26 protein-coding genes and 1 tRNA gene are annotated in these 23,454 nt (G+C 39.9%); 2 read left to right on the top strand and 25 right to left on the bottom strand.

Annotated features, from left to right (window positions below):
- The 6 genes from IV73_RS02960 to IV73_RS02935 form a co-directional block, all read right to left on the bottom strand.
- Positions 1-1,227, bottom strand: a complete 1,227-nt coding sequence (locus IV73_RS02960; RefSeq protein ID WP_057754658.1) for a phosphoglycerate kinase — start codon at positions 1,225-1,227, stop codon at positions 1-3.
- A gap of 227 nt (positions 1,228-1,454) precedes the next feature.
- The gene (gene gap / locus IV73_RS02955; protein ID WP_057754655.1) at positions 1,455-2,465 is read right to left on the bottom strand and encodes a type I glyceraldehyde-3-phosphate dehydrogenase; all 1,011 of its coding nucleotides are present in this window, start codon (positions 2,463-2,465) and stop codon (positions 1,455-1,457) included.
- A 619-nt stretch (positions 2,466-3,084) separates the two neighbouring features.
- Positions 3,085-3,429, bottom strand: a complete 345-nt coding sequence (locus tag IV73_RS02950) for an MmcQ/YjbR family DNA-binding protein (protein WP_057754653.1) — start codon at positions 3,427-3,429, stop codon at positions 3,085-3,087.
- 369 nt (positions 3,430-3,798) lie between these two features.
- Positions 3,799-3,870, bottom strand: a tRNA-Arg gene (locus IV73_RS02945).
- Positions 3,871-3,923: 53 nt separating this feature from the next.
- Positions 3,924-4,379: a hypothetical protein gene (locus IV73_RS02940; RefSeq protein WP_057754649.1), complete on the bottom strand. Its 456-nt coding sequence runs from the start codon at positions 4,377-4,379 to the stop codon at positions 3,924-3,926.
- On the bottom strand, positions 4,376-4,741 hold the full coding sequence (locus IV73_RS02935) for a helix-turn-helix domain-containing protein (protein ID WP_057754646.1): 366 nt from the start codon (positions 4,739-4,741) through the stop codon (positions 4,376-4,378). Before IV73_RS02935 ends, IV73_RS02940 begins: the two co-directional genes overlap by 4 nt.
- Before the next feature lie 146 nt (positions 4,742-4,887).
- Between IV73_RS02935 and IV73_RS02930 the strand changes: the two genes are divergently transcribed.
- Positions 4,888-5,088, top strand: a complete 201-nt coding sequence (locus tag IV73_RS02930; RefSeq protein WP_057754643.1) for a hypothetical protein — start codon at positions 4,888-4,890, stop codon at positions 5,086-5,088.
- Positions 5,089-5,200: 112 nt separating this feature from the next.
- On the opposite strand, the gene IV73_RS02925 is transcribed toward IV73_RS02930, so the two are convergent.
- The 14 genes from IV73_RS02925 to IV73_RS02865 form a co-directional block, all read right to left on the bottom strand.
- Entirely contained in the window at positions 5,201-6,070 is an 870-nt protein-coding gene (locus IV73_RS02925) for a DNA/RNA non-specific endonuclease (protein ID WP_057754640.1), read from the bottom strand.
- 29 nt (positions 6,071-6,099) lie between these two features.
- The gene (locus tag IV73_RS02920) at positions 6,100-6,657 is read right to left on the bottom strand and encodes a DNA-3-methyladenine glycosylase I (RefSeq protein WP_057754637.1); all 558 of its coding nucleotides are present in this window, start codon (positions 6,655-6,657) and stop codon (positions 6,100-6,102) included.
- A 105-nt stretch (positions 6,658-6,762) separates the two neighbouring features.
- Positions 6,763-8,094 (bottom strand): phosphopyruvate hydratase, encoded by a 1,332-nt coding sequence (gene eno, locus IV73_RS02915; protein WP_057754634.1) that lies wholly within the window; start codon positions 8,092-8,094, stop codon positions 6,763-6,765.
- 83 nt (positions 8,095-8,177) lie between these two features.
- Positions 8,178-8,984 carry a triose-phosphate isomerase gene (gene tpiA, locus IV73_RS02910; protein WP_057754631.1) on the bottom strand — a complete coding sequence of 269 codons (807 nt, stop codon included), beginning with the start codon at positions 8,982-8,984 and terminating at the stop codon, positions 8,178-8,180.
- 177 nt (positions 8,985-9,161) lie between these two features.
- Positions 9,162-10,886 carry a phosphoenolpyruvate--protein phosphotransferase gene (gene ptsP, locus IV73_RS02905; RefSeq protein WP_057754628.1) on the bottom strand — a complete coding sequence of 575 codons (1,725 nt, stop codon included), beginning with the start codon at positions 10,884-10,886 and terminating at the stop codon, positions 9,162-9,164.
- Positions 10,887-10,927: 41 nt separating this feature from the next.
- On the bottom strand, positions 10,928-11,191 hold the full coding sequence (locus IV73_RS02900; RefSeq protein WP_057754625.1) for a phosphocarrier protein HPr: 264 nt from the start codon (positions 11,189-11,191) through the stop codon (positions 10,928-10,930).
- A gap of 181 nt (positions 11,192-11,372) precedes the next feature.
- Entirely contained in the window at positions 11,373-11,552 is a 180-nt protein-coding gene (locus IV73_RS02895) for a hypothetical protein (RefSeq protein ID WP_057754622.1), read from the bottom strand.
- 38 nt (positions 11,553-11,590) lie between these two features.
- Complete coding sequence (gene trxB, locus IV73_RS02890; protein ID WP_057754619.1) at positions 11,591-12,514, bottom strand: thioredoxin-disulfide reductase; 924 nt, start codon at positions 12,512-12,514, stop codon at positions 11,591-11,593.
- 157 nt (positions 12,515-12,671) lie between these two features.
- On the bottom strand, positions 12,672-13,547 hold the full coding sequence (gene galU, locus IV73_RS02885; RefSeq protein ID WP_057754617.1) for a UTP--glucose-1-phosphate uridylyltransferase GalU: 876 nt from the start codon (positions 13,545-13,547) through the stop codon (positions 12,672-12,674).
- A gap of 7 nt (positions 13,548-13,554) precedes the next feature.
- On the bottom strand, positions 13,555-14,574 hold the full coding sequence (locus IV73_RS02880; RefSeq protein ID WP_057754614.1) for an NAD(P)H-dependent glycerol-3-phosphate dehydrogenase: 1,020 nt from the start codon (positions 14,572-14,574) through the stop codon (positions 13,555-13,557).
- A 102-nt stretch (positions 14,575-14,676) separates the two neighbouring features.
- Positions 14,677-15,615, bottom strand: a complete 939-nt coding sequence (hprK, locus tag IV73_RS02875) for an HPr(Ser) kinase/phosphatase (protein ID WP_057754612.1) — start codon at positions 15,613-15,615, stop codon at positions 14,677-14,679.
- Positions 15,616-15,628: 13 nt separating this feature from the next.
- The gene (locus IV73_RS02870) at positions 15,629-15,988 is read right to left on the bottom strand and encodes a phage holin family protein (protein WP_057754609.1); all 360 of its coding nucleotides are present in this window, start codon (positions 15,986-15,988) and stop codon (positions 15,629-15,631) included.
- 333 nt (positions 15,989-16,321) lie between these two features.
- Complete coding sequence (locus IV73_RS06765) at positions 16,322-16,678, bottom strand: MFS transporter (RefSeq protein WP_236697723.1); 357 nt, start codon at positions 16,676-16,678, stop codon at positions 16,322-16,324.
- Between the two features lie 9 nt (positions 16,679-16,687).
- Positions 16,688-17,752: an MFS transporter gene (locus IV73_RS02865; protein ID WP_236697722.1), complete on the bottom strand. Its 1,065-nt coding sequence runs from the start codon at positions 17,750-17,752 to the stop codon at positions 16,688-16,690.
- 180 nt (positions 17,753-17,932) lie between these two features.
- Here IV73_RS02865 and IV73_RS02860 point away from each other — a divergent pair, with 180 nt between their 5' ends.
- A complete protein-coding gene (locus tag IV73_RS02860; protein ID WP_083485537.1) occupies positions 17,933-18,382 on the top strand; it encodes a universal stress protein in 450 nt (149 codons plus the stop codon).
- A gap of 84 nt (positions 18,383-18,466) precedes the next feature.
- On the opposite strand, the gene IV73_RS02855 is transcribed toward IV73_RS02860, so the two are convergent.
- The 5 genes from IV73_RS02855 to IV73_RS02835 all read right to left on the bottom strand — a co-directional run bounded on the left by IV73_RS02855 (position 18,467) and on the right by IV73_RS02835 (position 23,306).
- Positions 18,467-19,324 carry a peptidylprolyl isomerase gene (locus tag IV73_RS02855; RefSeq protein ID WP_057754603.1) on the bottom strand — a complete coding sequence of 286 codons (858 nt, stop codon included), beginning with the start codon at positions 19,322-19,324 and terminating at the stop codon, positions 18,467-18,469.
- 158 nt (positions 19,325-19,482) lie between these two features.
- Entirely contained in the window at positions 19,483-20,586 is a 1,104-nt protein-coding gene (locus IV73_RS02850) for an ABC transporter substrate-binding protein (protein WP_057754602.1), read from the bottom strand.
- Positions 20,583-21,419 carry an ABC transporter permease gene (locus IV73_RS02845; RefSeq protein ID WP_057754595.1) on the bottom strand — a complete coding sequence of 279 codons (837 nt, stop codon included), beginning with the start codon at positions 21,417-21,419 and terminating at the stop codon, positions 20,583-20,585. Before IV73_RS02845 ends, IV73_RS02850 begins: the two co-directional genes overlap by 4 nt.
- Positions 21,419-22,228, bottom strand: a complete 810-nt coding sequence (locus IV73_RS02840; protein ID WP_236697721.1) for an ABC transporter permease — start codon at positions 22,226-22,228, stop codon at positions 21,419-21,421. The genes IV73_RS02845 and IV73_RS02840 overlap by 1 nt, the downstream gene beginning before the upstream one ends.
- Complete coding sequence (locus IV73_RS02835; protein WP_057754589.1) at positions 22,218-23,306, bottom strand: ABC transporter ATP-binding protein; 1,089 nt, start codon at positions 23,304-23,306, stop codon at positions 22,218-22,220. The genes IV73_RS02840 and IV73_RS02835 overlap by 11 nt, the downstream gene beginning before the upstream one ends.
- Between the last annotated feature and the right edge of the window lie 148 nt (positions 23,307-23,454).

The raw sequence follows: 23,454 nt of genomic DNA, 5'->3' as shown, positions 1-23,454 counted from the left end.
TTACTTTTCTGAAATAGCAGCAATTCCAGGCAAAGTCTTTCCTTCAAGGTACTCCAATGATGCTCCACCACCGGTTGAAATGTGTGTCAACTGATCAGCAACACCTAATTGTTGAACCGCAGCAGTTGAATCACCACCACCAACAATTGTTGTAGCACCATTTTCTTTTGTAACCTTAACTAATTCTTCACCAATGGCCAAAGTTCCCTTAGCGAAGTTAGGCATTTCAAAGACACCCATTGGGCCGTTCCAAACAACTGTCTTAGCATCAGCCAAAACTGACTTGAACAACTCAATTGACTTAGGTCCAATATCAAGACCCATGTAACCATCCTTAATACCTTCTTCTCCGGCTGCATAAGTGTCAGCATCGTTATTAAAAGCATCGGCAGCTACCGCATCAACTGGCAAAACTAGCTTGTCGCCAGCTTCTTCAATTAATTGCTTAGCCAATTCAACCTTGTCTTCTTCAAACAATGAATTCCCAATACTCTTTCCATTAGCAGCATCAAAGGTATACGCCATTCCACCACCAACGATAACCTTATCCGCTTTCTTCAAAAGGTTTTGGATAATTGTGATTTTGTCAGATACCTTAGCTCCACCAATGATGGCCACAAATGGACGCTCAGGCTTTTCAACTGCTCCACCAAGGAACTTAATCTCTTTTTCCATCAAGAATCCAGCAGCAGTTTGCTCAATATTAGCGGCAATCCCTGCATTTGATGCGTGTGAACGGTGGGCCGTTCCAAAAGCATCATTGACAAAGACATCACCTAATGAAGCCCAGTACTTACCCAATTCTGGATCGTTCTTTGATTCGCGCTTAACCTCTACGCCATCAACAACGTCTTCAAAACGCGTATTTTCAAAGACCAAAACTTGTCCATCTTCTAGTCCATCAATGGCAGCTTCCAATTCTGGACCTTCAGTAGCTGGTACAAATGTAACAGGTTGTCCTAATAAGTCAGCCAATTTTTGTGCAACTGGCTTCATTGACAATCCCTTCTTATCATCTTCGCTCTTAATCCGGGCCAAGTGTGAGAACAAAATTGCACGTCCACCTTGTTCCAAAACGTACTTGATAGTAGGCAAAGCTGCCACAATCCGGTTGTCGTTAGAAACTATAACTTCGCCATTTTCTTCCTTCAAAGGTACATTAAAGTCAACACGCATCAAGACTTTCTTGCCCTTAAGTTCTAAATCTTCTACTGTTAATTTTGCCATTAAAACTTTCCTCGTTTTCTTAAAAATCAGTATATAGATATTATACCCTAAATTAACATATTATTTCACTAATTTTCAATGATTATCAGAACCAACCGTTTTATAATTTCAGTCAGTCTCGATACCACCTCAGCGAATTAGTGGGCTGAGACTAGTCTTCGCGTTGTATTAAATAAAAAAGGCAATTGAGTCCCCCCAACCGCCTTAAATATTAAATCAAACTAATCTTACAAAGTTGCCAAGTGCAACAAAGTACGAACCATATTTGAAGTAAATCCGTATTCGTTATCATACCAAGCAGCAGTTTGAACCAATTGCTTGTCACCAACAGTGATAATCTTAGTCAAAGTTGGGTCGTATACGGCACCGTGGGTATCTCCAATGATATCTGATGAAACAATTTCGTCAGCATTGTAACCGAATGAGTCGTTTTGGTACTTCTTAACGGCAGCATTAACTTCGTCTTCAGTAACCTTCTTTGACAAAACAGTTGTCAATTCAGTAATTGAACCATCAACAATCCCAACACGTTGTGCGTGACCATCCAACTTACCCTTCAATTCAGGAACAACAAGTCCGATTGCTTTAGCAGCCCCAGTTGAGTGAGGAATTGTGTTAACTGAAGCAGTACGGTTTGAGCGAGCCTTCTTACCCTTAGGTCCGTCCAAAATCATTTGAGTTGAAGTAAAGGCGTGAACAGTAGTCATCAAACCAAGTTCTACTCCAAATTCCTTATTCAATGCATTTGCCAATGGAGCCAATGATTGAGTCGTGCATGATCCAGCAGAAACAATCTTATCATCTGCAGTCAACACATCTTGGTTAACTCCATAAACAACAGTAGGAATATCACCAGCTGGTGCTGAAACAAGAACCTTCTTTGCTCCGGCATCCAAGTGAGCTTGTGACTTTTCAGCTGATGTGTAGAATCCAGTTGATTCCAAAACAATCTCAACACCGTCGTTAGCGACCCACTTTAAGTCAGCAGCATTACGCTCTGCATAAACATTGTAGTGACGTCCATCAACGATAATTCCAGTTTCGTCAGAAGAAACTTCGGCATTCAAAGTTCCGTGAGTTGAATCATACTTCAACAAGTATGCTAACATTGCAGGGTTAGTCAAGTCGTTAATTGCAACAACTTCGATGTCATCTGCAGTATCCTTCAATTCCAAAATACGGCGGAATGCCAAACGCCCGATACGGCCGAAACCGTTGATACCAATCTTAACTGTCATGTGTAAGATGCCTCCAATTATTTTTGTATAAACGTTTATTACAGTTATTATTTTACGACTTTTTTCTAATTTGTGCAAATCATTTAGTTAAAATCAGTGAATGATTGTGAATGAATTATATATTTACTAAATGTAAGCGCTTTATTTAGCTCTATGCACAGGTCACCATTTGATTGAAGCTTTGCAAGCTACTCAGTTCCAATTTTTATATTGGAACATTTATAGTAAACCAAAAATGGTCCAAAAAACTTCGTATTTTTCACAAATATTGTGATCTTTTTTTCAATGTCCCTACGGCAGCATCATTGCACCAGCATTCTCTGGCTTTCACTTCTGCATCAACCGTATCTCGCGCCCACGGTATACTTAAAATTATCAAGTTACTTCGCATAGTAGCGGGGGATTTATGGTTTCTTATTTTGCACAAAATTTACTAAACCAAGTTAACACACATTAAAAAACATTTTTATTAATCAGCATTACCCTTTTAAGCCTTTGGATTAGAATTGCCGGCTTAAAATTTCATAATAATCCAAGCAACCACACACAAAAGCTACCCAAAATATCAATTACGTATGCAAAAAACAACCATCAATCAAAACAAGATAAGCAGCTATATTTATCCGGCAATGATTGCAGCACTTTCTTGGAGCATCTTAATCAACTCGGATTTTGTCACGTCAGTTTGATTCACATCTACTGTAATCCAATGCTTTTTATTCATATGATAGCCACGCTCAACACCGCTGACTTGAACCATTTCATCAACATGTTCCGGTGTCAATTTCAGATTAATCAATAAACAACCATCCTTTTCAAATACCATCGCCACTATTTTATTGTTTTTTCGATCCTTATAGACATGGTATTCAATTTTTAATTTCATCTTTCCGCCGTTAAACGGGTGTACCAAATTAGCATCAACTGTTTTTTCGACAATCTTTTGTAATTCTTTTAACTGCATTTTTAATTCTCCTCATATTCAGTTATGCCTTATCCAAGTTGCTAATCTTTTTTAATCCCTAATGCTCAATTGAATCGCTATAATTATGTAACCCTATTAGGCTTAATTTAGTTTTACCAAAGTCCCCCTTCAAGTCCTCTTTCATTCATATTTCATAGATTTCTACAGATATGTATAAGAAAGAAATCCATCGTCCCAACGCATGCTCTGTCATTTTACCAGTTTAGTTAACCTCTAAAACTACCAAAAATACACAGTTGATGTGTATGCGGTTCGATTAAGTTAGATTCAGTTTTGTTATGTATAAATAAAAGACCCCCCTTCATACCAACGATTATGTTGATATAACGGGGGGCTAAATGTTAATGATGCGCACCGGGGGAATCGAACCCTCATCTCAAGAACCGGAATCTCACGTGATATCCATTACACTAGGCGCGCCTTAACAACTTATTAAGTATAGCACACTTATCGATATTTTGCCTAGTATTAATTTATGAAATTATACCCCTTTGCCGATAATGATCAATCGTTTGCTCAGCAAAATCTAAATCATAACCTAACTCATCCATCAAAATCCACGATTCAAACGGCTGGTCAGAATATTTATGCGCTAAATGTAAAATAACATCCTCATCAGCTAGATATTCAATAATAGAATCACGTGCATCTACTTCGTCATTTTGGGCGCGAATCTCATCATAATCCAAATGATTTCCTAAATCCGAAATCGCATGGAAATATTCTTCCACCAAGGTCTTTGATTTTCGGAAATAATCCAATGTTTTATCAATAATAATAAAACACCGTCCGCCCTTAATAAAGGTAACCCCATCTAATTTAGTTTCATCATATAGCGGTACCGTATCTAAAATAACGGGCTGCAAATGATGCTTAATTAAGTCATTTTCGACTCGTATTAATAATTCATCATATTCTAAGCTATTCATAGGCGATCCTCGTAATCTGCAACCAAGCCCTCCACATAAGATTTAGCGCGATCAATAATCCTTTGCCGGTCTTCATCAGGCACACTTGATAAGTCCACACCCCAATGAGCGGCCATTAACGTTGGTTCGGCTTCCTTTTGTTCATTACGATTTTCAACTAATTCTGCCTTAGAAACGCCAAAACAATTAGCCATTAGTTCTAATTTATCAATCCGTGGATACGTTTTCCCATTTGACCAATCCGAAACTGTGGCCGTGGATACTCCAACCATCTCAGCTAATTTAACCGCGGTCATATGTTGCTGTTTTAAGAGACGTTTAATATTTTGCCCCATAATCATCCGTCCTTTGGAACTCGTCATTGTTTTATCCACCTTTTACGTTATTTTTCTTTATTATAAACTGAAACTTAACACAAAACAAGTTAAACCTAATTAAGTCTTGATATTAAGTTTTGCCTAATATATAATAAAGCTATACTTAATTTTGATCTTTTTTGGAGGGTATTATGAACACCTATTTAACATCGTTACTTATTATTTCATTTTTCTTCATCTTGACCCTAGTTGGTTTTACTACTATTGCTATTTTTGTAATTGATAACACTGAACGTTATTGGCGCGGCTTTTATCGTATGGGAATTTATGTTTATCAACGCTTTATCGGTACACCCAAGCAGAATGCCTTTTCAATTGCCTTCCGACATTAATAATAATTTAACTTTTGGTATTGAGTAATTCTCAATACCTTTTTTTATACAATTTAAAAAGCATAATCCTTCATAAGAATTATGCTTTATTGTACGAAAACTGTGCGTCTACTTATCGAACTAATTGTGCGGAACCATCCGCATAATTAATTTGAACCCCCGGCTGCACATTTGGTACAAAAACATTAATATTTAACGTTCCATCCGCCGATTTAGCCTCAATATGTGAACCAGATGGAACTAGGTTTTGACCTTCATACAACGGTGTGACCCGGTAACGAACACGCTTATTGGCATCTAAAGCTCTTCGCACCAACGTTTCATAATAATTTTGTCCCGTATTTTGATCATTTCCATTTGATGATTGATTGGCCCACGCCGTTTGCGTAGTAATATTTTGTGGATTCGCCTCACTCGCATCAAAACTATTAATATTACCGGCCAGGGCGTACCCAATCGAATGCCCTCGATTATACAAAACTTTGCTAATCCCATTAATTTGCATTTGATGCCAGCCAACAGGGTTAATCGTCTGGGAATTACCAGTCTCACTTCGATTCCGATATTGCCGACTTGCTTTAGTTAACCACGCATTCGCTGTCCCAGGTCGACCTAACGTATCTTGCCGGGATAATTGAACATATGGTGCTGAAGAAACACCAGTGTTCAACGTGTTTTTATTCTTATTCAGCACAAAAGCGCCTGCACCATTGTATTCAATCGTATCAGCTTTAAATTGTTCTTTAATCGGATTACTTAAAACCGAACTTGCTAAACTCTCTGTAGGGTGTTGGTCTTGCACAGTCCCATACTGAATCGTTCCATCCGTAGTTTCATGCTTTTGTGTTGCATAATTATTAGAACCTGGTACCAACTGCTGTACCTTTTCGGGATTTTCAACTCCTAAAGCACCAGCCAAAATTACGATTAGCGTCGTCGCTAGTCCCAGCCACTTTTTATTTTTAGTTCTCCTTTTCGCCATTCCTCTATCCTTTATTTCTTTTTCAACTATTAATGAAATGCACAATCTATTTCATGATCATTGTATAATCCAGCGGCTTGCATAAATGAATAAACCGTCACCGGCCCTAAAAACTTAAAGCCTAATTTTTTCAAATCACGTGCTAACGCTTGTGCAACTGAGTTAGCGCTCGGAAGGGTTTGTAAGTCACTCACCCGATGATCAATTGGGTGATAATCAACCTGTGACCACATCAAATCCGTTAAGCTCTTCCCCTGAATATGCAATTTTTCAATTTGCTGGGCATTATTAATCGTAGCGGCTAATTTTAAACGATGCCGAATCAAATCCTGATTTTGCATTAACAAATTTAAATCTTGCTCTGTCATCGCCGCGACTGCTTCAATTTGATAATTATGAAAGGCTTTTAAAAAGGCTGCCCGTTTATTAAGCACAGTTTGCCAGTTCAACCCCGCTTGATAACTCTCTAAACACATCAATTCAAACAGCTTTTGTTCATCATACTCAGGACGTCCCCATTCTTCATCATGGTACCGTTTTAAACTTTCTGGCGTCTGCTCTAAATCAGCCCATTGACATCGTCTCATTAGTATCACACCTTCAATCTTTAATTGCACGCTGACATAATATTATCCAAAAACAAAAAGCTCACCCTTAAAGCAAGCTTTTCATTTATAAATAATTAGATTTAATTACTTATAGTTAACAATTGCGTCTTTAGCAGACTTGTCAATATTGTAGAAGCTGTTGATTCCCTTGTAATCAGCAACGTCTTCAGTCAACAAATCTTCAATCCGCATCAATTGGTTATACTTAGCAATCCGGTCAGTACGTGACATTGAACCTGTCTTGATTTGGCCAGCGTTAGTAGCAACAACCAAGTCAGCGATAGTTGTGTCTTCAGTTTCTCCTGAACGGTGTGAAACGATGGCAGTGTATCCAGCTTCCTTGGCCATTTCAATGGCTTCCATAGTCTCAGTCAAAGTACCAATTTGGTTAACCTTAATCAAAATAGCATTGGCTGCGCCCATGTCAATTCCCTTCTTCAAATACTCAGTATTTGTAACGAAGAAGTCATCCCCAACAAGTTGAACCTTATCACCCAACTTGTCAGTCAACTTAACCCAAGCGTCCCATTCGTTTTCATCAAGCGGATCCTCAATAGAAACGATTGGGTACTTTGCAACTAAGTCTGACAAGTATTCGATGAATTCGTCAGTAGTGTATTCCTTCTTATCAGGCTCACCCTCTAAGACATAAACACCACGGTCAGCATCGAAGAATTCTGATGAAGCGACGTCAAAAGCAATCGCAATATCCTTACCAGCCTTGTAACCAGCGTTATCAATCGCCTTCAACAAGTATTCAAATGGTTCTGCGTTTGACTTGAAGTCAGGAGCAAATCCACCTTCATCCCCAACAGCAGTTGAGTGACCTGAAGCCTTCAACAATGCTTGCAAGGCATGGAAAGTTTCTGAACCCATACGAACAGCTTCAGCCATTGACTTAGCCCCAACAGGCATAATCATAAACTCTTGGAAGTCAACAGAATTTGAAGCGTGGGCTCCACCGTTGATAACGTTCATCATTGGAGTTGGCAAAGTGTGTGCATTGAATCCACCAAGATAGTTGTACAAAGGTGTTCCCAATTCATCAGCAGCTGCACGTGCAGCTGCGATTGAAACACCAAGGATAGCGTTGGCACCCAACTTAGCCTTGGTTGGTGTTCCATCCAAAGCAATCATAGTCTTATCCAACAAAACTTGATCAGTAACATCCATCCCAATCAACTTGTTCTTGATAACTGTATTAACATTTTCAACAGCCTTCAAAACACCCTTACCGATGAAACGACTCTTGTCGCCATCACGTAGCTCAACAGCTTCGTGCTCACCAGTTGATGCACCTGAAGGCACGATTCCGCGACCGAAACCACCTTCTTCAGTATAAACTTCAACTTCAACAGTAGGGTTACCACGTGAATCTAAGACCTCACGTGCGTAAATATCAGTAATTGCAGACATTTTGTCTTCTCCTTACGCTTTTATAGAATTATTAACTGAGATGTAATCTCATTCACAAAAGAAATTATACCATAATTTCGCGGTTAAAACTCATCAAGTCGGCTAATTTTTGTCAAAAGGGCTTGGTTTGCAATTTGACACAAAGCAATAAATTGGTCCGGGTCTAACGCAGCGTTTCCCACTAAGACCCCATCAATATCGTCTTGAATCATTAATTCATAGGCATTATCAGGTTTTACCGACCCACCGTACATGATGCGCACGGCCTGGGCTACATCCCAATTATACATATCCGCTAAGGTCAAACGAATCCGGCGGAGCGCAAATTGAGCGATTTCTGGAGTCATAGCTTGCCCACTTCCAATTGAATCAGTGGGCTCATACGCCAAAATCATCGTCTTAGCTGTTTGAGCTGACATTCCCTCAAAAGTTTCAATCACTTGATTGACAACCCAGTGTGAACGATCATTTTCATTACGCGGGATAATTGCCTCATCAATAGCAACGATGGGGATCAAATTATGCTGCAACGCAGCATGAGCTTTTCGATTGACCATTTCATTCGTTTCATGAAAATAGTTCCGGCGTTCAGAATGGCCTAAAATCACATAGCGGATTCCTAAATCGGCTAAGGCAGCCGGCGAGGTCTCACCAGTAAAAGCTCCCTGATCTTTCCAATACATATTTTCCGCCCCAATTGAAATATTGGTACCACGGGCGGCATGAAGCATTCCAGGTAAAAGAACATCCTGACCGGCCAAAACTGGAATCACATCCGGAAATTGATCTACTGGTTTTTCAATCTTATCAATATAAGCTGCTGACTCGCTGGGCAACTTATTCATTTTCCAATTAGCCACTACCAGTGGTCGCCGTCGCATCATTTCCATCTTTTCATCAACCCCTCACATTTTATCCAACTTTAAGCCAATTTGATGAGGCATTGTGCCTCTACTGACAAAAAACTGGAAGCCTGACTAATCACGTTTAAATCTAATTATACTAAATTTAAATCACCTTTTTAGCTAATAAAAAACGAAGTTGTTAACAACTTCATTCAATAAAATTTAAATTTTAACAGATGCCGCTACCAAAGATTCAACTTCTTCATTGGTGTCCATGTTCAATGCTTTTTCAGCTAACTTGGCCATGTCCTTTGAATCCAATGCCCGAAGTAATGCACGTGTCTGAAGAACTGAAGTCGATGACATTGAAAATTCATCAAGTCCCATCCCTAACAATAACGGTGCTGCAATCTGATCACCAGCCATCTCACCACACATGGCAACAAATTTACCATATTGATGCGCTGCATCAATAACTTGCTTAATTAAGCGTAAGATTGATGGATTATAAGGCTGATAAAGGTATGAGACATGCTCGTTACCACGATCGGCAGCCATTGTGTAAGCAATCAAATCATTGGTCCCAATTGAGAAAAAGTCAACTTCTTGTGCAAAACGATCAGCCAACATTGCAGCAGCTGGAATCTCAATCATAATTCCCAATTTAATATCATCAGAAATAGCTACTCCAGCCTGCTTTAAGTTTGTCCGTTCTTCTTCAAAAATCTTTTTGGCCGCACGGAATTCATTAATTGTGGCAATCATTGGGAACATAATCCACAAATCACCGTAAACTGAGGCTCGCAAAAGTGCCCGTAATTGAGTCCGAAAAATATCAGTCCGATCCAAAGAAATTCGAATAGCCCGATAGCCCATAAATGGATTTTCTTCTTCAGGTAATGGTAGATATGGCAAGTACTTGTCCCCACCAATATCCATTGTCCGTACCGTGACCGGTTTACCATTCATTCCTTCCAAAACTGATTTATAGGCTTCAAATTGGTCATCTTCAGTTGGTAATTCAGCTGAATCCATATACAAGAATTCCGTCCGGTATAGGCCAATACCTTCTGATCCGCTGGCCAAAACTCCCGCAAGGTCTTTAGGTGTTCCAATATTGGAACCCACAATTAACTTCCGACCATCAGCTGATTGAGAAGGCTCATTTTTTAATTTAGCCCACTCACTCTTTTGTTCAGCATACTTATCAGCTTTGGCTTGTGCCACCTTAATTTCTTCATTCGAAGGATTGATTGTTGTCACTCCTTCTAACCCATTCAAAATTAAAGTATCACCCGCACTGATTTTATCAGTTGCATCAACAGCACCCACAATTGCAGGAATTTCCAATGTCCGCGCCATAATGGCTGCATGCGCCGTCCGGCCACCTAAATCAGTAACGAATCCTTTCACGTACTTACGATCAAGTTGAGCTGTATCTGAAGGTGTCATATCTTTAGCCACAATGACAACTTCTTCTTGAATAAGGGCTGGATTGGGCAACTCTTTACCAAGTAAATGTGCCATAACCCGCTTGGTTACATCACGAATATCAGCAGCCCGTTCAGCCATATAAGGATTATCATCAGCCATGCCTTCAAACATACCAATATACATATCAGTTACGTTTTTCAAAGCTGCTTCGGCATTAAGCTTCTCAGTCTCAATGGCGTTCTTAATTCCGCCAATTAATTCTGGGTCTTCTAAAACCATAATGTGGGCCGTAAAGACTTCTGCTTCATCGGTGCCCATATTTTGCATCGCCTTATCTCGAATTTGTTCCAATTCTGTCTTAGCAACAGAAAAGGCCGCTTCTAAGCGACCCTCTTCTGCTTGCACGTTTTCAACGTTTACTTGCTCAAAAGACAAATCAGGATCTACCAACTTATAGGCTTTAGCAATTGCCACTCCATTTGAAGCCGCAATTCCATTGATAAATTCCGCCATCATAGACTCCCTTCATACTCGTGCAATATTCAGCGTTGGATTTATGCTAATCCTTCATTTGTCATCGTTTGTGCGATGGCTTCGATTGCTTCAGCGGCGTCATCACCATCTGCGGTAATCTTAACATCAGCATGTTGTCCCACACCAAGCGACATTACACCCATGATTGACTTCAAGTTAACATCCTTACCATCGTATGATAGTGTGATGTTTGATGAAAACTTTGATGCAGTTTGGACCAACAAAGTTGCTGGACGTGCGTGGATACCTGTTTCGGCTACAATGTGAAATTCGCGTGATTCCATGATAGAATACTCCCTTTTAATTATATTCATTATTCTATTGATAATTAGAAGCTAACTCCTACTTACAAGAATAATTATAACGATATTTTATGTTTTTTGCAAACGTTTACAATTTGCACGTACATTATTTACATTTAGTGCTCAGACTAGCTAAAAAGTTATTCACTAAATGCTAAGCTGATCACTTTGATTTTGCACGTTGATAGGTAACAAGGCCCCCTCGAGCGGCCACCCCGCGGATTACATTTTGATAAGGATAATTGCGCCACGCTTCATAAAAAGTTGAAAATTCAGCTGGCGTTAATTGAAACTCATCAATCTCACCCTGACGAAGCTGCTCTAGTAATTTATTATAATCCATGACGTCACCACCTTGCATCATTTTTTTGAAAAAATTTGCTAATCCTTTAATTGTTCATGATAAGCAAATGCATTTTGCCCGGCAATTGCTGCATCCCCCACGGCCGTTGTGATTTGTCGTAAAGTTTTGGCTCGGACATCCCCTAAGGCAAAAATACCTGGCTGCCGCGTTTCCATTTGCTCATTGGTTTCAATCCAACCTTCTGAATTCGTAATGGCTAAATCATTAAAAGGTTCAGCAACTGGCAATAATCCAACATAAATGAAGACCCCTGCCACAGCTAATTCAGACGTGGCTTGTGTTTGATTATTAACGAGTTGCAGCTGTTGAACTTTTTTATCGTCACCTTCAATTTTAGTCACTTCGGTATTCCACATAAAATCGATTTTTTCATTGGCAAATGCGCGATCTTGCAAAATTTTTTGAGCCCGTAATTGATCCCGCCGGTGAATCACCGTAACATGATCTACGATTCCTGCTAAATAACTGGCTTCTTCCAAGGCTGAATCGCCACCACCAATGACCGCTACATGTTGTTTTTTAAAGAACGCCCCATCACAAACTGCACAATATGATACTCCGCGACCCGCGTAATTGTCCTCACCAGGTACTCCTAGCTTTCGATACTGTGAACCCGTCGCAATTATAACGACATCCGCGGTATATTGGTCCATATCCGTCTGCACTAACCATTGCTGATCTGCTCGCTTCACATGTTCCACATTCCCAAACGCATACTCCACGCCTAGCTGTTCCGTTGAAGCAAACATTTTTTCTGCCAGCTCAGGACCTTGGATTCTAACATAGCCCGGATAATTTTCAATTTCAGCAGTATTATTCATCTGTCCGCCATAAATACCGCGGTCTAACATTAACGTCCGTAAATTAGCACGAGCGGTATAAATTGCCGCTGTCATCCCACCAGGACCAGCTCCAATCACAATCGTCTGATAATGTTCCATTTCACTGCCACTCCTTTCAGCACACTCTCGCATGCCCTAATGAATAACCATGATTTTATCACAAAATGTTAAAAGATTATAGCTTCTCGCATTTCGTAAATAATTTAACAAATAAAAAAGGCTAGATTTGATTCAATCTAACCTTCAACATTCAACATTAGTCTAACTTTTTAGCTAAGTCTTTCAAATATGTTTTCAAAGCGGCTCCAGTTTGTGGGTGTTGCAAACCAAATTCAATATTAGTCGTCAAGAAACCAATCTTTGAACCAATATCGTAACGCTTTCCAGTGAATTCATGGGCATAAACATGTTGCCGTTGATTCAATGTATCAATTGCATCAGTCAATTGCACTTCGTTTCCCTTACCGGGCTTAGTCTTTTCCAATTCTTCAAAAATCTCGGGTGTCAAAAGGTAACGTCCGATAATGGCTAAATCAGATGGAGCATCTTCAGGCTTAGGCTTCTCCACGAAACTTGAAACTTTGTGCAATCCAGGCGTTACTTCAGATTCAGGATCAATCACACCATATTCTGATACTTGATCATGTGGAACGTTCATAACGGCCAAAGTTGAATCTCCCGTTTGCTCGTAACGTTCGATCAATTGCTTAGTCAAAGGCTTTTCATCTGTCATCAAGTCGTCACCTAACATCACCACGAAAGGCTCATTTCCAATAAATGACTTAGCTGTTAATACGGCATCCCCAAGTCCACGAGGATGTGATTGCCGAATAAAGTACAAGTTAATATCGGTTGTTTCTTCAACCAACTTCAACAATTCGTCCTTACCTTTTTCTTTCAAATTATTTTCCAACTCTGGATTTGAATCAAAATGGTCTTCAATTGAACGCTTTGACTTTCCATCAACAATCACAATGTCTTCAATTCCAGAAGCCAAGGCCTCTTCAATGATAAATTGAATGGTAGGCTTATCCACAATCGGCAACATTTCCTTAGCTAAAGCCTTTGTAGCAGGCAAAAAACGGGTTCCCAAACCGGCAGCTGGAATAATCGCTTTACGTACTGGTTTCATATTAAATTTACTTCCCTTCTTGTTGTAATGGACGTTCCATTAAGTTATTAATTGCTATTTTGGGATCTTCTTGTGCATACAGCACCTGATAGACGGCTTCTGAAATTGGCATTTCAACCCCTTTTTGTTGCGCAAGATCGTGCACCACCTTGGTTGTTGAAATTCCTTCAATCACCATTCCCATATTGTCAATGACTTCATCCATCGTCTTTCCTTGACCAAATTGCATACCGGCCTTGAAATTTCGTGAATGTTCAGAAGTTGCTGTTGCAAACAAATCACCAACACCAGCTAAGCCCATAAAGGTCATAGCGTTGGCACCATATGAACGACCCAATTGCGTCATTTCGTTTAAGCCACGCGTAAACAGTGCCGCTTTGGCGTTGGCATCATAACCTAAGCTTTGCAACGTCCCCGCCGCAATCGCAATGACATTTTTCAAAGCACCCCCGAGTTCGGCCCCAACGACATCATCATTGGTATAAACGCGGAAAGTAGCATTACTCATCGCCGCTTGCACTTGTTTTGCTATCGACAATTGCTTGCTGACCGCCACGACCGTCGTTGGATCATGCTTAATGACTCCTTCAGCATGTGAAGGACCGGCCAAGACCGCTAAACCTGTTAGATTTTGCGGCATGACTTCTTCTTCAATCATCTGTGAAGCAAATTTATAAGTTTCAGGCTCCAAACCTTTGGTAGCTGCTACAATAATCACGGATTGCCGCAATTCCACCAGCGCTTGGTTTAGCTGCTTGGCCACTTCGCGCGTCGCTTTCGTAGGAACCACACTCAAAACGATCTCAGCACCATCAACGGCTGCCTTTAAATCTGTAGTCGCTTGAATATTGGCTTGTAACACGCGGTCACCTAAGTATTGTTTGTTCGTATGCCGAGAATTAATCTCTTCTACCGTGACAGCACGGTGCGCCCAAAGCATTATTTGATTGCCATTTTCAGCAGCGACGTTTGCCAAAGCGGTTCCCCAAGATCCAGCGCCGAGCACTGCAATTTTTGTTTGTTTCAAAAGCTTCCTCCTCAGTAATCACAACAATTACTGTATTAGATTACCATACTTTTATGAAAATTTAAACGATTTATAAAGCGTTTACATCTTTTTTCACGATAACTATTCATCTTTTGGTGAATTTTTTTCAATCAACGCATTCAAATTTTTGTTAAACGTTTCTGTCGCATCAAATCCCATTTTCTTAGCACGGAAGTTCTTAGCGGCCGTCTCAATCAATACGGCTAAGTTTCGCCCAGTTTGAACTGGCAAGACCATGCGCGGCAAACGAACCCCTTGCACAGTAATATAATCTTCGCCATTGCCTAAACGGTCAAATTTAGTATCTTTATCCCACTTAGCCAAATGTAAGTTGAACGCAATCGTGGAATGATCACGTACTGCTCCAGCTCCAAAGAGGTTTAAGACATCGATAATTCCGACTCCCCGTAGTTCCATTAGATGTCTTAGAATCGCAGGGGCTTCGCCGACTAAGTTTTCTTCGTCACGTTGATAAATGTCGACCCGATCATCGGCAATCAAACGGTGGCCCCGCTGAACTAATTCTAAGGCCGTTTCAGACTTACCAACCCCTGAATCACCGGTAATCAAAACCCCCAGGCCATAAATATCAACCAAAACGCCATGCACCGATTGCCGATCAGCCAATTGTCCGGATAGGTAATAGGTCATATTAGCTAAGATTTGAGATGACGTTAATTCAGTCTCCAAAACAGGAATTTTATTTTCAGCTGCAATTTGTAAAAATTCAACTGGTAATTTACGCCAAGTTGACACCACAAACGCTGGCGTCCGCGGATCCATCATTTTACGCGCAATCATCAGCAATTCATCATGTGTCATCCGCTGCGCAAAAGTTGTCTCCGTAATCCCCATTAATTGAATACGCTCAGGAGCATAATAATCAAAATAACCCGTCATTTCCAAACCTGGCCGTGAAATATCAGCGGTCACAATGGGACGATTTAAATATTCTTGACCTTGCACCACACTTAACCGTGTATTCGATAATAAATCTTTAACTTGAATTGTTTTTCCCATAATTAGTGCTCCCTTAGCGACTAAAATAATCCGATAGAATGGCATTCACAAATGACATAATTAACGAAATCAGAAACGCCCAGCCAAAACTCGTAAACTGAAAGCCAGGTCCAACAAACCAACTCGTCAACCACAAGACAAAAGCATTAACCACAAATGAGAATAGCCCAAACGTAAAGAACGTCAAAGGTAGACTCAAAATTTGCAAAATTGGCTTAACAAAAATATTTAGAATCCCCAAAACAATTGAGGCTAAAAAGGCCGTCCAAATATTTTGAACATAAAGACCTTGTGAAAATAAACCTGCTAAAGCTAATAACATAATGGTATTAATGATTAACCGTTGCCAAAATGAAAACCGTGTTATTCTCATAATAATTTCCCTTCAAAGCAATTTACATTGGCTTAAAAAGTTATTTAAACCAAAGATTAATTTCATTATAACAAAAACCCTACAATCTGTAACAGACTGTAGGGTTTTATGTTTGGCAATGTTGATGTAAGACCTGCATCAACTCAGGAGCTAGCATAGCTAACTGTCAACGTACACTATTTGTAAACAAATACAAATATTAGTCATATGCAGCAAATTCAGTTCCACAACATCATTTGCACCAACCACCATGCGGGTGTTAATGTTGGCCGTTTAATAAAAGATTAACGTATTAATCTTTCTCGACTCATCGCATGAACTAATTATATCAAATTAAATTTTGTTTTTCAACCGTAAGATCAAGCGATAACCCGTCAATAACCAGGCAATGATAACCAACATCATTCCAAAGAACATGGAAAAATGTAACCCATTCACAAAAACGTTGGGGTTATCCACCGGAAAGGTTGTAATTTTACGTCCTAATTGGTGCGACATGGAAATATACAAAGTTGTAGTAACAATTGTAGTTCCTGTAATCATCCCCACATTTCGTGCTAAGGCATTCACGGCTCCAGCGACACCGAGCTTGTCTTGCGGTGCATTAGACATCGTAATGGCATTATTAGGTGAATTAAAGAACGCCGTTGAGAATCCCGTCAGAGCGCTCAAGAAAACTACCCAATACATTGGGGTATTCTAACCCATAAAGAGCCATCCTGACATTCCAAAAGCAATCCCCGTTAAAGCAAAGAAAGTGACATATTCCCGATCGAACTGATCAGCTACCATCCCCGAAATTGGGGTTCCCAGTAACATGGCCAAAGGATAAGACATCATAAACATTCCAGCTTTTCCCGGCTCGATGTGGCGCAAATTCTCTAAATAGAAAGGCAACAACACATTGATAAAGAAACCTGAAGCAAACACCAAAAATGATGTAATGACTGACAAGGTAAACATCTTCGTCTTAAAGATAGTCAAGTCAAGCAAAGGGTACTTAACTTTTTGTTCCCACTTAATAAAGAACCATAACAATCCTAAACTAAGTACATACGATAAGACTGGAATGGGTGCGGTAAAGCCTTGTTCTTGCGCCACATTAATGCCTCCAAAGAAAATTGCTACTAATGAAAAGAAAACCAAGGTTCCCCACCAGTCAATTTTCACTGCTTGCTTAGCACGCTGAGACTTAGGAAAAATAAACGCTCCTAAAATAATAGTGATAATCCCCAAAGGCACATTAATCCAAAAAATAAATGACCATGATAGAACGGACAAAATCAAGCCCCCCACAGCGGGTCCGGCAATCGCACCTAACGACACGAACATGGCAATCGTTGCCATCGCCCGTGCCCGCATATGAGCAGGCGCAACCGTCGTGGAAATTCCAAATGAATTACTCATCGTCATGGCTGCTCCAATCGCTTGTACTACCCGGGAAAATAACAAAAAGCCTAAGCCTAAATTAATTCCAGCCAAAAATGAACCTAACGTAAAGATATATGTTCCCCACTTAAAGACTTGAATCTTTCCAACTTGATCTCCTAAGTTTCCAAATAAGGTCAATAACCCTGAAATCACAATTAAATAAATTGAAACTGACCAAGTCGCTTGGTTCATCGGAATCGCTAAATCCTTAGCAATCACCGGTAACGCGATGTTGATGATTGATGAATCCAAAGTCGACATAAAGGTAAACATCCCTAAAGCGACTAAAATCCAGCTTACTCGTGTTGGTGAGAGTGATGTTTCTTCTGCCATTTTTAAACCTCTTTTCTCATTTTCACAATATTAATTCTCATCGATTTAGAATACCACCATTTCAGTGAATTGTCCTATCTTTTTTATGACATGAATTTAACCTTTTTATGTGTAACCCCTTACATAAATTCAAATTTACGGTATAATTAAAGCAAGTTATAAATGAAAGAGGAACAGATTATGAAAAATGGAACTTACGAACGCATCTTAGCTCCGATTGATGGATCAGACATTTCTGAACAGGTTGCTAATAAGGCCGCTTCCATTGCGCACCGCGATTCAGCACATCTGGACTTACTCTACGTAATTGATACTAATTCTATGTCTGGTGTTGCTGCAATTTCCGTAACGGGTGATGTCGTCTACCACTTGGTTCAAGATTCACAAACTCGGCTTGAAGGTTATCGTGATCAAGTCCTTGAATTATTCCCTGATTTAGATATTGATATTCACATGCGTTTTGGTTCACCAAAAAAGGTAATTGCAACTGAATTCCCTCAAGATCATGACAACGATTTAACAGTGATTGGAAAATCAGGACTAAGCCGGCTTGAACGTTTAATTGTCGGCTCAGTCGCTTCCTTTGTGGTTCAAAATTCAAAGACAGATGTTATGATTGTGCAAAATTAAAGCTTATTCCACTAATCTTTATCAATAAATAAAAGAAGACCTTCTCAAGAGAAGACCTTCTTTTTTAATTTCCTTTAATACAGCTTACTCATTTGTGGCCGCTGATTGAATAACTTGAATCCCATTAATCTTAACTGGATCCTTAGGCTTTGAACTTTCGCCACTCTGATTGGTTGTTACATCGGCGTTTGCAATCTGATCAACGATTTCCATCCCGGCTGTCACTTGTCCGAAAACAGTATAGTTACCATCTAAATTTGGATTTCCACCTTTTTTGTATGCTTCAACAATCTTATCAGGATAACTAGAAGCATCTAATTCAGATGTCATATCTTGTCCATTTTGATTAATAAAAAATTGAGAACCATTCGTATCAGGTCCTGCATTAGCCATCGACAGGGCCCCCCGTAAATTATACAAACTATATGAAATTTCGTTTTTAAAACCGTTTCCAGAATCGATTTTATGATTTTGATGCATACCAGACGCCCAAATCGACTTACCGCCTGCTCCTAAATCATCAGCGTTAGGATCCTCGGCTGATTTTGGATCGCCCCCTTGAATCATGAAATCCTTTAAGACCCGGTGGAAACTTGTATTATTATAATACCCTTCTTGCGCATGCGTGATAAAGTTTTCAACCGCTAATGGCGCATACTTCGGGAATAATTTAATATCAATATCACCCACCGTCGTTTGCATTTTAACGACCGCCTCATCTACCGTCACATCTTCTGATAGCTGAGGTAATGGTTCTTGATTCAGCTTATCTTTACTTTCCGTTTGCCGCTTTGAACTTTGTGCACTCGATTGCTGTTCAGTGCTAGCTTGATTGGCGTTGTTTGCTTGCTTATTTTGCATCAAACTCCACCCCACTAATATTACGATAACAATTGCACCGATGACCCCTGCTATGATACTCCAACGTTTTGATTTATTCATGCACTTTTTGCTCCTTATCTATTTAAAGATTTTTGTATTTTGCCAACCTACGAGCTTTATCCCGCTAACATCCCTAAAATAACGGTCAATGCAAATAAAATTAAAAATGTCATTTCCATAATTACCAACCGCTTTCTTTTTTTCATTACTTCGTCCCCCTACCGATGATTATTCATCTTAAACTCTAAATATAAATCATTATACGTGGTCGTCCAGTCTAATCCCAAATCTTGATAAACCGTCAACTTTTTCAATGTCTGTTGACTCGGATAAAAATCCGGGTTGTTTTTAACCACTGCGGGCAAAAGTTGCTTAGCTCCTACATTCGGGGTTGAGTACCCCGTATACTCGGCATTTTTAGCCGCATGTGTCGGATCAGCCAGAAAATTTATAAAAGCATAGGCTGCTTTCTTATTACGAACGGTCTTTGGAATTACCATATTATCAAACCACATATTCCCGCGTCCTTGGGGTAAAACATAATGCAAGTGCGAATTTTGCGCTAACATTTGTTGCGCATCCCCTGAGAAATCTACCGCAATTTTAGCCTCATTTTGCACCATATACATTTTAATTTCATCGCCGACAATCGCTTTGACATTCGGCATGAGCGCATCTAAGCGTCCCTTAGCCGCTAAGAGTTCACTCATATTAGTACTATTAATATCATCATCATTGGATGCCAAGCCAACGCCCATCACATCCCGGGCTGAATCGTAAAGCATCACTGATTGATTCCACTTAGGATTCCATAAATCATTCCACGTTTTTAATTCATCAGCTGCAACATCCTGATCATTATAGACAATCCCAAGCGTCCCCCAAAAATAAGGTAAAGAATACCGGTTGCCCGGATCAAACGGTTGATTCATTAACTCAGGGTCATACTCCTGTAAATCTTTGAGTTCATGATAATCTAAGGGCTCCAATAAATTAGCAGCCCGCATTTTTTGAATCATATAATCAGAAGGAATTGCTAAATCATACCGTGTTCCCCCTTGTTCGATTTTAGTAAACATCGCTTCATTCGAATCAAATGTCTCATAATCAACATGATATCCGGTTTTTTGCTCAAACTCGTGAATTAAAGTAGGATCAATATAATCACCCCAATTAAAAATGGTCAAAGTTTGGTCTTGATTTTTAGTCATTCGGGCCGCAGATTTTTGTTGACTGGATTGCCAATCCAAGCCTACTTTCACCCCAAATAACAAACCAACCACCGCTAATATAACCCCCATAAACCAAAAGATTCTTTTCACTGCACTCCTCCCCCTAACTGTTGATTGACAGTTGCGCGTTTATGCTTGCCAGAACCCTTTTGTTTATGATTGGCGATGAAATAATAAATAATCACCAGCACCAATGATACCAAAAACATTAACGCTGATAAGGCATTAATTGACAAGTCAATTCCTTGCCGCGCCCGAGCATAGATTTCAACTGACAACGTGGTAAAACCATTCCCCGTCACGAAAAATGTTACCGCAAAATCATCCAATGAATATGTAATTGTCATGAAAAAGCCCGCCATAATCCCCGTCCATATATATGGCAAAATCACGTAACTTAATACCTGATAAGGACGCGCACCTAAATCTTGCGCAGCCCGAATTAAAGCGGAATCCATCTCATTTAATTTTGGTAATACCAAGAGCACAACAATTGGAATGGAAAAAGCAATATGGGCAATCAAAACTGATCCAAAGCCAAGCGCTAACCCAGCCATTGTAAAGAGAATCAGAAATGAAGCGCCAATAATAACATCCGGCGAGACCATTAATATATTATTTAAGCCTAAAAAAACATTTTGTAAATTCCGTCGTTTTAACAAATATATCCCCAAGGCGCCAAAGGTTCCCACAAGGGTTGCCACTAGTGATGAAAGAAGCGCAATAATAAATGTATTTAACAAGATTCCCATTAGCCGCGTGTCGGCAAACATCGTCGCAAAATGGCGCAATGAAAAGCCGGTAAAGCTAGTCATATAGTCGCCCCGATTAAAGGCAAATAAAATTAGGTAAAAGATGGGTAAATACATCAAAAGAAAGACCACAATCAAATAAAATTTCATCAAAAGACTTTGTTTTTTCATTACCGCTTCCCCCGTTTCTTGCGGTCACGCGTGACATACATAGTAATCCCCATCGCCACTACTAAAATAATCCCAATTGTTGAACCCATACCCCAATTTTGCGTGATAAGAAAGTGCTCTTCAATCGCTGTTCCCAAGGTAATGACACGATTCCCACCGATCAAACGTGTCAACATAAAGAGCGAGAGTGTCGGAATAAAGACCGCTTGTACGCCAGCCCGGACCCCACCTAAGGTTAACGGAAAAATAACTCTTCTTAAGGTTTGCCAAGGTGTTGCTCCTAAGTCACGCGCCGCATTAGGCAGACTGGGATTTACTTCCACAAGGCTATTAAAAATCGGTAAAATCATAAATGGTAATTCAATATAAGAGGCCACCAAAATAAAACTAGTATCCGTAAACAATAATTGTTGCGGCCCAATTCCAATAAAACCTAAAAACTGATTCACAGTTCCAGTCTGCGAAAGAAGTCCAATAAACGCATATGCTTTTAGTAATAAATTCACCCAAGTCGGTAGAATCACTAACAACAGCCAAAATTGGCTATTCTTAACCCGACTAAGTCCATACGCCATCGGATAACTAATGCTTAACGTAATCACAGTGACCAAGAAGGCATAAAAAATCGAATTAAAGGTCATCTTTAAATACGTACCTGACCGAAAAAAATTCGCATAGTTGGCCAGCGTCCATTGCTGATGAATATCTTGAAGAGATTGAATCAACATCAGTAATAATGGCAAAATCACAAACAAAACAATCCAAAGGACATAGGGAACCATGTATGGAATCGATTGTTTACTCTTCATCATAGGCCTCCAAACGTGCATCAAAGTCCTCTTCTGTTTCATTTAAACGCATAATATGAATATCTTCCGGATCAAAAGTTACCCCGACCCGACTACCTTCTTCAACCCCATTCGTGGACTGAATTTGCCACTCATGATGATCCATGTCTGAGGCCGTGATTTCAAAATAATCTCCCCGAAAAGAAACGGTATCAATACGGACCGTAACAGCGCCCGCTTCGACGGACACAATATCAACATCCTCTGGCCGAATGACCACTTCAACCGGCTCATTTGGACGCATCCCCCCGTCTACGTTTTTAAAATCTTGCCCATTAAAATGTACTAAGTTATCTGCCACCATTGTGCCAGGAATGATATTGGCCTCACCAATAAAATCAGCCACAAAATGATTAATTGGTTCATCATAAATATCAATGGGGTCACCATTTTGGACAACTTCACCATCATTAATGACAAAAATCCAATCTGACATGGCTAGCGCTTCCTCTTGATCATGCGTTACAAAGATAAAGGTAATCCCCAAACGTTGCTGAATCGCTCGTAATTCATATTGCATTTCCTTACGCAACTTATAATCTAACGCCGATAACGGCTCATCCAATAACAAAACCTTGGGATCATTTGCTAATGCTCGCGCAATGGCAACTCGCTGCTGTTGACCACCTGACAATTCATCAATTTCACGCTCTTCAAAGCCTTTTAATTTAACGAGTTCTAACATTTCGGTTACTTTAGTTTTAATTTGCGCCGGTGCTACTCCGCGCAAAGTCATCCCAAAGGCCACATTCTCATAAACATTCATGCTGGGAAACAAAGCATAATTTTGAAAAACGGTATTAACTTGTCGCTTTTCTGCGGGTACATCGTTAATCCGTTTCCCATCAAATAAAATATCACCACTACTAGCATCCAAAAAGCCAGAAATCAGTCTCAAAATGGTTGTCTTCCCCGATCCAGAAGGTCCTAACAAGGTATAAAATTTCCCAGCATCAATTTCTAAATCGACTCCGTTTAAAACTACGTGGTCGTCATATTTTTTGACAACATTTCTAAATTCAATTATTGGTTGCGTCACATCAAGTCCCACCTTTCATTACTCATTAGCATTATACTATGTTTAAACCCACCCTCGCCAGAACAAAAGCAAGTTCTTGTCCATTCTTCCTGTTAAAATAACGAATCATCCCTGCCTCTTCCCCGCTAAGCGCAAAAAAGATTATCAA

The sequence above is a fragment of the Weissella kandleri genome, assembly GCF_001438705.1.
Taxonomy (GTDB): domain Bacteria; phylum Bacillota; class Bacilli; order Lactobacillales; family Lactobacillaceae; genus Weissella; species Weissella kandleri.
The sequence above is the reverse complement of the archived record's forward strand: the minus strand, read 5'-3'. Positions and strand labels throughout refer to the sequence as shown.